We start from the raw sequence: 12,561 nt of genomic DNA, 5'->3' as shown, positions 1-12,561 counted from the left end.
GTGGCAATGCAACTTTTTCGTCATCTTAAAAACTGGTTGGAACGTAAGAGATTATGGGAATTTGTCGCTTATCTCTTTTTTGGGCAATTAGCGACGGTTGTTAATATTATCGTTCATTTTCTGTGTATGGGGGTTTTTCATGCGCATTATATGACAGCGACAATTATTTCCTGGTTTTTAGCCAATGTATTTGCTTTTGTAACCAATAAGCTATGGGTTTTTCACGCGAAGTCTGCTAGTCGATGGGCTTATTGGAAGCAATTTCTACGTTTTATGTTTTTTCGTTTGTTTGCTCTAGGAATTGATATGAGCAGCATGTATTTATTGAGAGAATGGGTGCAACTTGGTAATGGTTTAGCAAAAGTCCTTACGCAAATTTTAGTTGGTGTGGCCAATTATTTTTTCAGCAAATTTTTGGTTTTTCGAAAATTACCTTAAAATAAATGCATTTGTTTTGAATAAAATCGCTTTCTTTGATAGTCTTAAATTGTAATAAATAGTATTTTAGGAGGAATAAAGAAATGGCTTACACTTTACCAGATTTACCTTATGCGTATGACGCTTTAGAACCTTATTTTGACGAAGAGACAATGCACTTGCATCACGATAAACATCATAATACTTACGTGACAAATTTAAATGCTGCGATTGAAAAACATCCTGAAGTAGGAAATAAGTCAGTAGAAGATTTAGTTGCTGATTTGGCTAATGTACCCGACGATGTTTATACGGCTGTTCGAAACAATGGTGGTGGACACGCTAACCATGCTTTCTTCTGGAAAATTCTATCACCTGATGGTGGGGGCGAACCAACGGGTGCGTTAAAAGCTGCGATTGATAAAGAATTTGGCAGTTTCGATGCATTTAAAGATGAATTTAAGACAGCTGCAACTGGACGCTTTGGTTCTGGCTGGGCTTGGTTAGTGTTGGATAATGGCAAATTAAAAATTACTTCTACGCCGAATCAAGACTCTCCATTAACAGATGGACAAACACCGGTCGTTGGCTTAGATGTGTGGGAACATGCTTACTATTTGAAATACAAAAATGTAAGACCTGACTATATTGCCGCTTTTTGGAATATTGTTAACTGGGAACAAGCAAATAAAAATTATGAAGCAGCGAAGTAAAGCTTGCTGTTTCTATTAAAACATTGATAAAACCTCTCGCAAAAAAAAGCGGGAGGTTTTATACTATAGGAAGATTTCGCAAAGGAGTTTGTCGTTTTGGAAAGACAGAAAATCACATCAAAAGACCAATTGGATAACTTTTATCCAGTTTTAGTGAAAATTTGGCACGAAGTATTTACTCCCATCATCGGCAGTAATCAAGTAGAATATATGTTGGAACATTATCAGAGTAAAGAGTTAATCATGCAGGAAATTGATGCAGATGTTAATTATTATGCACTAGTGTTAGATAACCAATACGTGGGTTACACCGCTTATAAAGTAACGCCTGATTATCTATATTTAAGTAAAATTTATATTACTAGTGAATATCGTAATAAAGGGCTAATGAGAGAAGTTTTTGCTTGGTTTGATGAATTGAGTGAGAAATATGGAGTAAAGCAACATTTACGGGTTAATCAAGGGAACACTCAGGCAATTAGTGTCTATCAGCATCTAGGATTTGTTTTGCTAAAAGAAGAAATTACAGATATCGGAGATGGCTATCAAATGGTGGATTACGTTTTTGAAAAAGAATAAATTGTGAAACGAAATTTTAGCATTTTGAAGTAAAGTTGCTATTTTTTAAATTTTTTGGTATCTTCAATATATTAAAAATAAATGAGGTAATGATATGAAAAAAGTAATTACATATGGCACGTTTGATTTATTGCACTATGGTCACATTAATTTGTTACGTCGTGCTAAAGAACAAGGTGACTATTTAATTGTTGCACTATCAACAGATGAATTTAATTGGAAAGAAAAACAAAAAAAGTGCTACTTTGATTATGATAAACGTAAGCAGTTACTTGAAGCTATTCGTTATGTTGATCTAGTGATTCCGGAAGAAGGCTGGGGCCAAAAAGTGACAGATGTTGAAGAATATCATGTCGATACTTTTGTCATGGGCGATGATTGGGTAGGAGAATTTGACTTTATCGAAGAACAGACTTCTGTCACTGTGATGTATCTACCAAGAACGCCTAAGGTTTCAACGACACAGATCAAAAACGATTTAAAATTAAATTAATTAAAAAAGTCGAGCAACCTCGACTTTTTTAGCGTGATGGGCGTTCTTTAAAAAAATGCTAAGTTAAACATTAGTTTTTTACTTGTTATTCTTTTCATAGAGTAAATATGCTATGATATAAATGTTTTTGTTAAGTAAAAAGCAGTTAAGATAAGAATGGATGAATAAATTGAAAAACGATGATGTAAAGGTACGAGCTACATTAGTTACCAAAGAATACGATCTTTATAAGAAAAAGTCAGACAAAATAAAATCGCTTTTTAAATTTTCTCATGGTAGCATCCCAAGTTTTTGGGCTTTAAAGGGTGTGAGCTTTGAGGTTAAAGCTGGCGAGTCGATTGGGCTCATTGGGATTAATGGTTCAGGTAAATCAACGCTATCGAATATTATCAGTGGTATTATTCCGCCGACTTCAGGGACTATGGAAATCAATGGAGAGCCTTCGATTATTTCAATTGGCGCTGGCTTGAAAAAGCAATTGACGGGAATGGAAAATATTCGTCTTAAAGCGTTGATGTCGGGAATGACCAATAAAGAAATCGATGAACGAATTGATGATATTGTCGCTTTTGCTGACTTAGGCGATTTTATTAACCAACCTGTCAAAAACTATTCAAGCGGAATGCGTTCACGCTTAGGATTTTCGATTGCGGTTCATAATGATCCGGATATTTTGATTATTGACGAAGCGTTGTCGGTTGGAGATGATACATTCTATCAAAAATGTGTCGATAAGATCTTAGAGTTCAAAGCGCAAGGTAAAACGATCTTTTTTGTGAGCCATTCTCTAAAACAAGTACAAAAATTGTGTGATAAAACCATTTGGATGCATTATGGTGATATCCGAGAATTTGGCCCTACAGAAGAAATTATGGAGCATTACAAAAAGTTTATTCGGTGGTTTAAAAAATTACCCAAGAAAAAACAAAGAAATTATCAAAAACGCCAAAAAGAAGAGCAAAAGTCCTTTACGCTTGAAAAGTTAAAAGAACAAGCCCCTGAAGATGGAGAATTACAGAAACAGAATCTAAGTAACAAACAACTTGCTAAAAAATTGGAACGTACGCCACTTGGTGATAAAATGACGATTCCAACCAGGTTACTTTTGGTTGTGACCTTATTAGCAACAGTTTTTTGCATGCTAGTATCTTTTAGTGGTAAGTCTTTGACTTACTCAGTTGCCCATCCGACAGACGTAATCATGCGGGTATTCAAGTAAATATTGTTGTAGAAAAGGAAGAGTTTTGTGAAAGAGATTATTACGGTCATAAAAGAGCAATTTGAACATATCGGTATGGTCTTTCGAATGTCGCGGTACGAAGATAAAGCGGATTACCAGAGTCACTATTTAGGGTTGGCGTGGCAAATATTAAACCCAGCAATTCAAATTGGGATCTATTATTTAGTTTTTGGTGTCGGATTCAGGCAAGGACAAGATGTTGGTGACGTTCCTTTTATCGTATGGTTGCTGATTGGGATTACCGCTTGGTTCTATATGAGTTCTTCTATTTTGGGCGCTTCAAATAGTATTTATAAACAAATAGGACTCGTTTCTAAAATGAAATTTCCGGTAAGCATATTGCCGACAACTAACATTGTCAGTAACCTTACTTCATATTTTCCTATGATAGCAATTGTTGTTGTGACGGCTTTATTTTTTGGCATAAATCCTAGTGTTTATTGGATTCAATACTTTTATTATTTTATTTGCATGGTCTCCTTTTTATTCGCCTTTGGTTTGTTGAATGCAACCATTACCGTATTAATTCGTGATTATCATATTTTCTTGCAGTCCACAATACGGCTTTTGTTTTATATCTCAGGTGCTATTGTAAATGTTGAAAATCGCAATTTACCAGATGTGGCAGTGAAAATATTAAGGCTAAACCCTATTTATTATATTATTGATGGTTTTCGAGATTCCTTTTTAAGCCGCGAGTGGTTTTTTGAAAAAGCAACTTATACTTTGATATTTTGGGGAATCGTATTGACCATGCTGATATTAGGGAGTCACCTGCACATGAAATTCCGTGCGAAATTTGTAGATTACATTTAATAAAGGTTTAAGAAACTAATATTCATTTCTTTTGGTTTATTAAAATTTAGTAATGAAAAAAACGGGATGTTGTAAATCCAAAAGAACTGTGCCAAGATTTATATAAAATGTTCTTAGGAGAAAACGAGGTGTGGGATGCGTTTATATCAGAAAATTATCGTGGGGATATTAACGACACTCGCTTTAGTCGTTGCTGGTATCACTGTATACGGGATGCAGGCTTTAGATGATGCAAACAGTGCGATAAATAATATTAATGAAGAAATCAATCGAAGATCAAGTAAGAGAGACAAAGAAGTTAGTATTGCGGATCGCGAGCCTTTTTCTATTTTATTATTGGGAATTGACTCTGGCGGCTTAGGCCGTGAAGAAGATGAAGACGATCCTGCGCGTACCGATAGTATGATGGTTGTTACTGTCAATCCTAAAAAAGAAGAATCGACCATTGTCAGTCTCGAACGGGATATTATGGCCGATATGCTTGACGATGGCCAAACCTTTGATAAATTAAATCATGCGTATGCTTATGGCGGCGTGGAGCTTTCTATGGATGTAGTGGAAAAAATGTTGGATATCCCAATTGATCACTATGCGACGATTAATCTGCAAGGGATGAATGACCTGATTGATACTGTTGGTGGTATTGAAGTAAACAACAAAATTGATTTTACTTTAGAAGGTGTTCATGTGCCTAAGGGTAAGATTAAACTTGATGGTGAAACAGGTCTAGCTTATGCGCGTATGAGAAAAGACGATCCAGAAGGCGATGTCGGACGACAAAGAAGACAACGCGAAGTTGTTACAAAAATCGTGGATAAACTAGTTAGTATCGATAGCGTAAGTAATTATAGAAGTATTTTAAATGCGGTAGAGGAAAATTCTAAAACGGACCTTTCTTGGAATGATATGCTTGATATCGCAAGTAATTATTATCCTTCTTTTGAAAAAGTTGAGCAGGAGCAGTTACAAGGCGAAAGTCAAATGATTAATGGTATATCTTATCAAATTTTAGGTATGAATGAGTTACTGGATTTGCAAAATCAATTGAAACGACAATTAGAATTGCCAACAAGTGATGAATTGGAAATTGACCCGCAAAATGAATATTCACAAAACGGATTTATTGGAAATCAATTCTATGATGATACAGACGAGTCAGAGTCTGATGATGATAGTCAAGTGCCAGATTCACAAGATGATGAAAACTCAGAAAGTTATCCAGAAGCAACTGAGCAAGAAGAAGAAGAAGTACCACAAGAAGAACAAGGCCCTGAGGTGCTGGCAGAAGAACAGCAAGCAGAGGAACCTCAGATATCATCCCAACAGCAAGGAGATTATAACCAACCCAATAACTATGATCCAGGATATGATCAAGGGTTAGGTGACGGGATGATAAATGAGAATTATCAGTAAGCAAAAAAGACTCATGTAAGCATGGGTCTTTTTTAGTAGAAAAAAGATCTTTTTAAAAAGTTATCCACACTGGAGATAGCACAAAAAAAGTTTCACGGAATTTCGTGAATAAAATGTCTGGAAAGTGTGTAGAATCATTATTTTGTAAAAAATGTTTAAAGCTACGTGAAACAAAATTGATTTTTATTGCCAATTTTTGTGTTTTGTATAAATATTTCTTCAAATCCGTGATTTTGCTTTTTTAATTTGAAATTTTTGGTAAAATGATATCAGTAGTTCGAGGTGGAAGGATGTTATCATGCCCAAGAAAAGTAATCATTTAAAAAACTCTGCCAAAAAAGAGAGTGAAGAAAAAATTCATACATATAAAAGATCTCATGTTCCTTTTCGGTTAAATGTGCTGTTTGTGGTGATCTTTATTTTATTTGTTGCATTGGTTGTTCAATTAGGAAACCTTCAAATTGTCAACAGTGAGAACATGGAAACTAGAATCAAAGCATCTTCAGTACGAACAATTGAGCAAAGTACTCCTAGAGGGATGATCTATGACTCACAGGGTGAACCATTAGTGCAAAATAATTCTGAAGCAGCCATTACGTTTACTAGAGGTTTAGATATGGAAGCTCAAGACTTATTGGACATCGCAGAAAAATTAGATGAACTGGTTGATTTCGATGTAGACGATAGTCTGACAGAACGTGATTTAAAAGATTTCTGGCTAGCTGATGAAGATCATCTTGAAGCTGCTCGTGATCGTCTGTCCGAAAAAGAATCTAATTTACCTGAATCAGAAGAATATTCTGCTTTGGTAGATAAAGTTCAAGATGATGAAATTGACTTTAATAATGATCAAATGAGATTGGCTACGATCTTTCAGCGTTTAAACGGTACGCAAGAATTAACCACTGATTATATTAAAAACAGTGATGTTTCTAATGAAGAAATTGCGCGTGTTTCCGAACGTGCAACAGAATTACCAGGCGTTTCTACTGGTATGGACTGGACTAGAAAGATGGTCACTGATGAAAACCCATTACAAAGTGTTATTGGACAAGTGTCCACGCAAGAACAAGGTCTACCTGCTGAAGAAGAGGAAGAGTATGTTGACAAAGGTTATTCTCGTAATGATCGTGTCGGCACAAGCTATTTAGAAAAACAATATGAAAGTGTCTTACAAGGAACGAAGTCAGAAAGCGAAGTTTCGATTGATCGTAATGGACAAATTGTCAACCAAAATACTGTTTCAGAAGGCAAAAAGGGTGATAATTTAAAACTTTCAATTGACTCAGAATTTCAACAAGAAGTTGATACAATTGTTAAAGACAATTATCAAGAGTTAATTGATGATGGTATGGCGAACTATTCACCTGGAATTTATGCTGTGGCAATGGATCCGAAAACAGGCGAGATACTGTCATTGAGTGGTTATTATCATGAGACAGGTTCTTCTGATATTGATGAAGACGCGATTGGAACCTACACGAAATCCTTTACTCCAGGTTCTGTTGTCAAAGCAGGTACACTGACTGCTGGCTGGAAATCTGGGGCAATCCAAGGAAACGAAGTACTTTACGATCAGCCGGTTCGTTTAGCTGGTTCTAATAACAAGGCCTCTATTTTCAATAGAAATGGGAATAACAACCAAAACTTGTCTGCTCAAAAGGCCTTGGAATATTCTTCGAACTCCTATATGATCCAAGTTACTTTAAAAATGTTAGGTATTAATTATAATGGCGGCACAGTTTCTATTCCTGGCGTTCAAAGCCAAGGTGGCGTTTATAAACAATTGCGCGATGCTATGGCTCAATACGGTATGGGAGTTAAAACAGGTATCGACTTACCGGATGAAGTGACAGGAATACGCACACCTGTTGATGAGTTGAGTGACGCTGATGGACAAGCTGGGAACCTTCTAGATTTATCTTTTGGACAATTTGATACGTACACACCAATGCAATTGGCTCAATACGTTTCAACCGTTGCTAACGACGGCAAACGCGTTCGTCCTCATTTAGTTACTGGAATTTATGATAATGATGAGGAAGGCGGCCTAGGTGAAGAAAAAGATAAAATTGATACCGAAGTTCTGAATGAAGTAGATATTTCAGATGAAAACCTAAATACTATTCAAAAAGGTTTCCACGATGTAGCAAATGAAAATAACGCTTGGACGACCGCTAAAAGTTTGGCTGATGCTAAAATGGATTTGGCAGCTAAAACCGGTACTGCGGAAATGTCAGTTTTTGAAGATGGTAACGAAATTAGCGTTGATAACTTGAATATGGTTAGCTACGGCCCGTATGATGATCCAGAAATTGCTTTTGCTGTGGTAATTCCACAAATTCGGCGAAGCGATGATCGAGGCACACCTAACCAAAAAATTACTAAAGAAGTTATGGACGCTTATTATGATTTGTATAAAGATAATTAATAAATGAAAGCAGCGGACAATTTTTAACTGTTCGCTGCTTTTTTATCATATATGAAGGGAGTCTGTTAAGAACAAGGGAAGTAGAAGTGATCAGTCTTCTTTTCCAAAGGTCCTCCTTATTTATAGTCGATTTGGACTAATCTAAAAATTAGACTTATTTTACGAGTAAAAAATAATCAACAATAACAAAAATTTTCGTTTTAGAATTTTTACTGAAACCAACTATTTTGTGATACAATGGCATGGATCGGAGGAAGATATCGTGAAAGAATTAAAAGTTAGCGATCTTTCAAAAACGTACGGTGATAAAGTACTTTTTGATCAAATTTCATTTATTATCCATGAACATGATCGAATTGGGTTAATCGGTGTTAATGGTACCGGAAAGACAAGCTTGTTATCGATACTAGCGGGTTTGGAAACAGATGATGGAGATAAGCAGCATGTTTATTATCCTAGTGATTATCGTATCGGCTATTTATTACAAGATACCATTTTAGATCCTAAACAAAATGTACTAGAAGTAGTTTTTCAAGGGGAAAATGAGCAAGTGCGTGTGGTAAAACAGTATGAGCAAGCTTTGCTTGAATTAGAAAATGATAGTCAATCAACAAAAGCACAGAATAGATACGCTGCGGCACAAGAAGCGATGAATGAAAAAGATGCTTGGAATACCGACACAAATGCTAAAATCATTTTACAAAAATTAGGTATTTCAACTTTAGACAAAAAGGTTGAAACTTTATCAGGTGGACAGCAAAAACGTGTGGGCTTAGCGCAGGTATTAATTGACGAGCCAGACTTACTTTTGCTCGATGAGCCCACTAACCACTTGGATTATGATGCAATTGAATGGTTAGAAGATTATTTATCTCGCTATCGAGGGTCTGTCTTGATGGTAACGCATGATCGTTACTTTTTAGATCATGTAACCAACCGTATTTTTGAATTGTCTTTTGGTAAACTCTATGAATATCAAGGCAATTATGAGACTTACGTAGCAGAAAAAGCAGAGCGTCAAAGAATCGAAGCAGAACAAGAAAATAAACGCAAACAATTGTATAAACAAGAATTAGCTTGGATGCGTGCAGGCGCCAAGGCGCGCAGTACTAAACAACAAGCGCGAATTAATCGTTTTGAAGATTTAAAAGAAAATCTTCATCAAGTTCAAACGGATGAACAAGTAGAGTTAGACTTTGCGACGAAACGGTTAGGCAAAAAAGTTCTAGAGATTAAAGATGGCTCTTATCAAGTAAACCAACAAACAATTCTAGACCACTTTAATTTATTGATCCAATCAAAAGAACGTTTAGGTATTACGGGCGAAAATGGTGCAGGAAAATCAACCCTGTTAAATATTTTAGCAGAGCGCTTACCATTAGATTCAGGTGAACTGATTGTTGGTGAAACAGTGCGTATTGCTTATTATACCCAACAAAATGAAGCAATGGACGAAGATAAGCGGATAATCAGTTATTTACAAGAAGCTGCCGAAGAGGCTACTCAACGTGATGGAACAACGACTAGCGTTGCAGAAATGCTTGAACAGTTCCTATTTCCTCGATTTATGCACGGAACCAAAATTGGAAAATTATCCGGTGGTGAAAGACGTCGTTTATATTTATTAAAATTATTAATTGGACAACCCAATGTTTTACTTTTGGATGAACCAACCAATGATTTAGATATCGATACTTTGACTATTTTAGAAGGTTATTTGCAAACTTTCTCGGGTGCAGTAATTACGGTTTCTCACGATCGCTATTTCTTAGATAAAGTGGCCGAGAAATTATTGATTTTTAACGGAAATGGCTCGATTGATAGTTATATAGGCTCAATCGATGATTATCGGCAAGAAAAAGCAGCTACTAAGACACAATCTAAACTAAAGCCGGTTGAACCAAAAACTGCAGAAAAACCACAAACAAAGAAAAAATTAACTTACGCGGAACAACAAGAATGGAAAACCATTGAAGATGTTATCGATTCATTAGAAACGTCGATTGCTCAGTTAAAAGAAGAAATGAATCAACAAAGCAATAGCTATACTAAACTGCAAGAACTACAGCAAGAAGTCGACCAAAAAGAAGAAGAATTATCTGATAAAATGGAACGTTGGGAATATTTAAGCGAGTACACATAAATAAAGGAGGAAGTATCGATGGAGCAAGCTTATCTAGATTTAGGTCGGAAAATCTTAGATGAAGGCAATCAAAAAAAAGACCGTACAGGTGTGGGAACCAAAAGTATTTTTGGTTATCAAATGCGCTTTGATTTGAGTGAAGGCTTTCCACTATTGACTACTAAGCGGGTGCCTTTTGGTTTGATTAAAAGCGAATTACTGTGGTTCTTAAAAGGGGACACTAATATTCGTTTTCTGCTTGAGCATAATAATCATATTTGGGATGAATGGGCATTCGCGCATTATGTACAAAGTGAAGATTATCATGGTCCTGATATGGCTGATTTCGGTCGTCGTGCTTTGGTAGATGAAGATTTTAATAAGGCTTATAAAAAGGAAGCTAACAAATTTTGCGAAAAGATTTTAAACGACGATGAGTTTGCCAAAAAGTATGGGGACTTGGGAAAAGTTTATGGTTACCAATGGCGTCATTGGGAAACGACCGATGGCAGTTTTATCGACCAGATTAAAAATGTAATTGAATTAATTAAAACAAATCCTGATTCACGCCGCATGATTGTCACTGCTTGGAACCCTGAAGATGTGCCCAGCATGGCTTTACCGCCGTGTCACGCTATGTTTCAGTTTTATGTCAATAACAATAAGTTGAGTTGTCAGCTTTATCAAAGAAGCGGCGATGTATTTTTAGGTGTCCCCTTTAATATTGCTAGCTATGCGTTATTGACCCATTTAATTGCGCATGAGACTGGTTTAGATGTAGGCGAATTTGTTCATACATTAGGCGATGCACATTTGTATAATAACCATTTTGAGCAAATGAAAGAACAACTATCTCGTGATGTACGGATGGCGCCAACATTGAAGTTAAATCAAGAAAAAAATTCAGTATTTGATTTTGATATGGAAGATATTCAATTGGAAGATTACGCACCGCACTCAGCGATCAAAGCACCCATCGCAGTATGATAGGAGGTCAAACCTTATGTTAGCAGCTATTTGGGCTCAAGACAAAAATGGAATGATTGGAAGAGATGGCCAGCTTCCTTGGCGCTTACCAAATGATCTGAAGTACTTTAAAAAAATGACAGTAGGAAATATCCTTGTTATGGGACGTAAAACGTTTGAAGGCATGGGGGCTCGCCCTTTGCCGGACCGTGAAACGATTGTCTTAACTAGAGATCCTTCTTATACAGCTGAAAATGTACAAGTGGTGCATTCAATTGAAGAAGTACTTGATATAGCGAATCAGCAAACAAAGCTAGTTTTTATCGCTGGAGGATCAAAAATTTATCAACTGTTTTTACCTTATTGTGACTATTTATATCGCACGATAATCGATGAAGTTTTTGCCGGTGATACGTATATGTCAGACGTTGATTGGTCACACTGGAAATTAATAGAAAAAAAAGAGGGCGTTGTAGATGAAAAAAATCTCTACAAACACCAATTTGAGATTTATGAGAAAGTATAAAGACTTTTGAGCATTATAGCGCAATAAGCGCATTGTTTTAAATTGTTCGATAGAGACCATAAAAAAGACGGGAAGCATGGCTTCTCGTCTTTTTAAATGAACTTTAAGTAAAAAATAAAACTGAAAAGTACATAAACCCAGCGCCTAGCATAACAAATAAGTGCCAGACAACATGCATGAAGCGTACATTTTTTAGGCTATAAAAAATGGAACCGATGGTATAAGCAAGGCCGCCACTAGCTAAAAGCAGAGCTCCTGAAATACCTAGTGAGTCGATCAGCGGACGAAAGGCAATAATACATGCCCAGCCCATCAAAACATAAATTAAAGTAGAAAGTTTTGAGACATTTTCTTTTTTGTGCAACGTACATGATTTATAGACAATACCCGCGATGGCTAATAACCAAATCACACTGCATAATGCCCAGCCGAAAGTCCCACCAATGCTTAACAAGCAAAAAGGTGTGTAACTGCCTGCGATCAATAAATAAATGGAAGCATGATCGAAAACTTGGAAAACCTTTTTTGCTTTAGTAAATATCAGACTATGAAATAAGGTAGACGTTAAGAAAAGTAAAATCAGCATCGAACCATAAATTGCATAAGATACAATATGTATAGACGAGCCTAGGCGCGTTCCGTTGACTAGCAAAATGACGAGGCCGGCAACGCTTAAACCAAAACCAATTCCATGAGTGATAGCATTAAAAACTTCATTTGTTATTAAATATTTTTGTGTAAATTTCTTAGCTTCCACAAGCATCCCTCTTTTCAGTAAAAAACACTCCGTTTGTCTTTAATTCGACTATACACGTAAACAATTTTTTATTCAAGAATATTTCTTA

Annotated in this window: 12 protein-coding genes; 11 read left to right on the top strand and 1 reads right to left on the bottom strand. The window is 36.1% G+C overall.

Annotated elements, in window-relative coordinates; translation table 11 throughout:
- Positions 1–6: 6 nt before the first annotated feature.
- The 11 genes from C7K43_RS04245 to C7K43_RS04195 all read left to right on the top strand — a co-directional run bounded on the left by C7K43_RS04245 (position 7) and on the right by C7K43_RS04195 (position 11,716).
- Positions 7–438, top strand: coding sequence for a GtrA family protein (locus C7K43_RS04245; protein WP_124005726.1), 432 nt, complete (start codon positions 7–9; stop codon positions 436–438).
- A gap of 83 nt (positions 439–521) precedes the next feature.
- Positions 522–1,130, top strand: a complete 609-nt coding sequence (locus C7K43_RS04240; protein ID WP_124005725.1) for a superoxide dismutase — start codon at positions 522–524, stop codon at positions 1,128–1,130.
- Between the two features lie 96 nt (positions 1,131–1,226).
- A complete protein-coding gene (locus tag C7K43_RS04235) occupies positions 1,227–1,709 on the top strand; it encodes a GNAT family N-acetyltransferase (protein ID WP_124005724.1) in 483 nt (160 codons plus the stop codon).
- A gap of 94 nt (positions 1,710–1,803) precedes the next feature.
- On the top strand, positions 1,804–2,202 hold the full coding sequence (tagD, locus tag C7K43_RS04230; protein WP_124005723.1) for a glycerol-3-phosphate cytidylyltransferase: 399 nt from the start codon (positions 1,804–1,806) through the stop codon (positions 2,200–2,202).
- 160 nt (positions 2,203–2,362) lie between these two features.
- Positions 2,363–3,421, top strand: a complete 1,059-nt coding sequence (locus C7K43_RS04225) for an ABC transporter ATP-binding protein (RefSeq protein WP_124005722.1) — start codon at positions 2,363–2,365, stop codon at positions 3,419–3,421.
- Between the two features lie 27 nt (positions 3,422–3,448).
- Entirely contained in the window at positions 3,449–4,258 is an 810-nt protein-coding gene (locus C7K43_RS04220) for an ABC transporter permease (protein WP_124005721.1), read from the top strand.
- A gap of 135 nt (positions 4,259–4,393) precedes the next feature.
- Positions 4,394–5,671: an LCP family glycopolymer transferase gene (locus C7K43_RS04215; RefSeq protein ID WP_124005720.1), complete on the top strand. Its 1,278-nt coding sequence runs from the start codon at positions 4,394–4,396 to the stop codon at positions 5,669–5,671.
- A gap of 298 nt (positions 5,672–5,969) precedes the next feature.
- Positions 5,970–8,102 (top strand): penicillin-binding transpeptidase domain-containing protein, encoded by a 2,133-nt coding sequence (locus tag C7K43_RS04210; protein WP_124005719.1) that lies wholly within the window; start codon positions 5,970–5,972, stop codon positions 8,100–8,102.
- Positions 8,103–8,364: 262 nt separating this feature from the next.
- On the top strand, positions 8,365–10,245 hold the full coding sequence (locus tag C7K43_RS04205; protein WP_124005718.1) for an ABC-F family ATP-binding cassette domain-containing protein: 1,881 nt from the start codon (positions 8,365–8,367) through the stop codon (positions 10,243–10,245).
- Positions 10,246–10,263: 18 nt separating this feature from the next.
- The gene (locus tag C7K43_RS04200; protein ID WP_124005717.1) at positions 10,264–11,211 is read left to right on the top strand and encodes a thymidylate synthase; all 948 of its coding nucleotides are present in this window, start codon (positions 10,264–10,266) and stop codon (positions 11,209–11,211) included.
- A gap of 16 nt (positions 11,212–11,227) precedes the next feature.
- A complete protein-coding gene (locus tag C7K43_RS04195; protein ID WP_124005716.1) occupies positions 11,228–11,716 on the top strand; it encodes a dihydrofolate reductase in 489 nt (162 codons plus the stop codon).
- 103 nt (positions 11,717–11,819) lie between these two features.
- Here the strand turns inward: C7K43_RS04195 and trhA are convergent, their stop codons facing one another.
- Positions 11,820–12,479, bottom strand: coding sequence for a PAQR family membrane homeostasis protein TrhA (gene trhA / locus C7K43_RS04190; protein WP_420824153.1), 660 nt, complete (start codon positions 12,477–12,479; stop codon positions 11,820–11,822).
- Positions 12,480–12,561: the final 82 nt, after the last annotated feature.

Source organism: Tetragenococcus koreensis (assembly GCF_003795145.1).
Lineage (GTDB): Bacteria > Bacillota > Bacilli > Lactobacillales > Enterococcaceae > Tetragenococcus > Tetragenococcus koreensis.
The sequence above is the reverse complement of the archived record's forward strand: the minus strand, read 5'-3'. Positions and strand labels throughout refer to the sequence as shown.

Excerpts from the sequence above, each read along its gene's own strand:
- tagD (WP_124005723.1), top strand. The coding sequence starts at position 1,804 with ATGAAAAAAGTAATTACATATGGCACGTTTGATTTATTGCACTATGGT.
- C7K43_RS04210 (WP_124005719.1), top strand. The coding sequence starts at position 5,970 with ATGCCCAAGAAAAGTAATCATTTAAAAAACTCTGCCAAAAAAGAGAGT.
- C7K43_RS04215 (WP_124005720.1), top strand. The coding sequence starts at position 4,394 with ATGCGTTTATATCAGAAAATTATCGTGGGGATATTAACGACACTCGCT.
- C7K43_RS04245 (WP_124005726.1), top strand. The coding sequence starts at position 7 with ATGCAACTTTTTCGTCATCTTAAAAACTGGTTGGAACGTAAGAGATTA.
- C7K43_RS04240 (WP_124005725.1), top strand. The coding sequence starts at position 522 with ATGGCTTACACTTTACCAGATTTACCTTATGCGTATGACGCTTTAGAA.
- C7K43_RS04225 (WP_124005722.1), top strand. The coding sequence starts at position 2,363 with ATGAATAAATTGAAAAACGATGATGTAAAGGTACGAGCTACATTAGTT.
- trhA (WP_420824153.1), bottom strand. The coding sequence starts at position 12,479 with ATGCTTGTGGAAGCTAAGAAATTTACACAAAAATATTTAATAACAAAT.
- C7K43_RS04195 (WP_124005716.1), top strand. The coding sequence starts at position 11,228 with ATGTTAGCAGCTATTTGGGCTCAAGACAAAAATGGAATGATTGGAAGA.
- C7K43_RS04200 (WP_124005717.1), top strand. The coding sequence starts at position 10,264 with ATGGAGCAAGCTTATCTAGATTTAGGTCGGAAAATCTTAGATGAAGGC.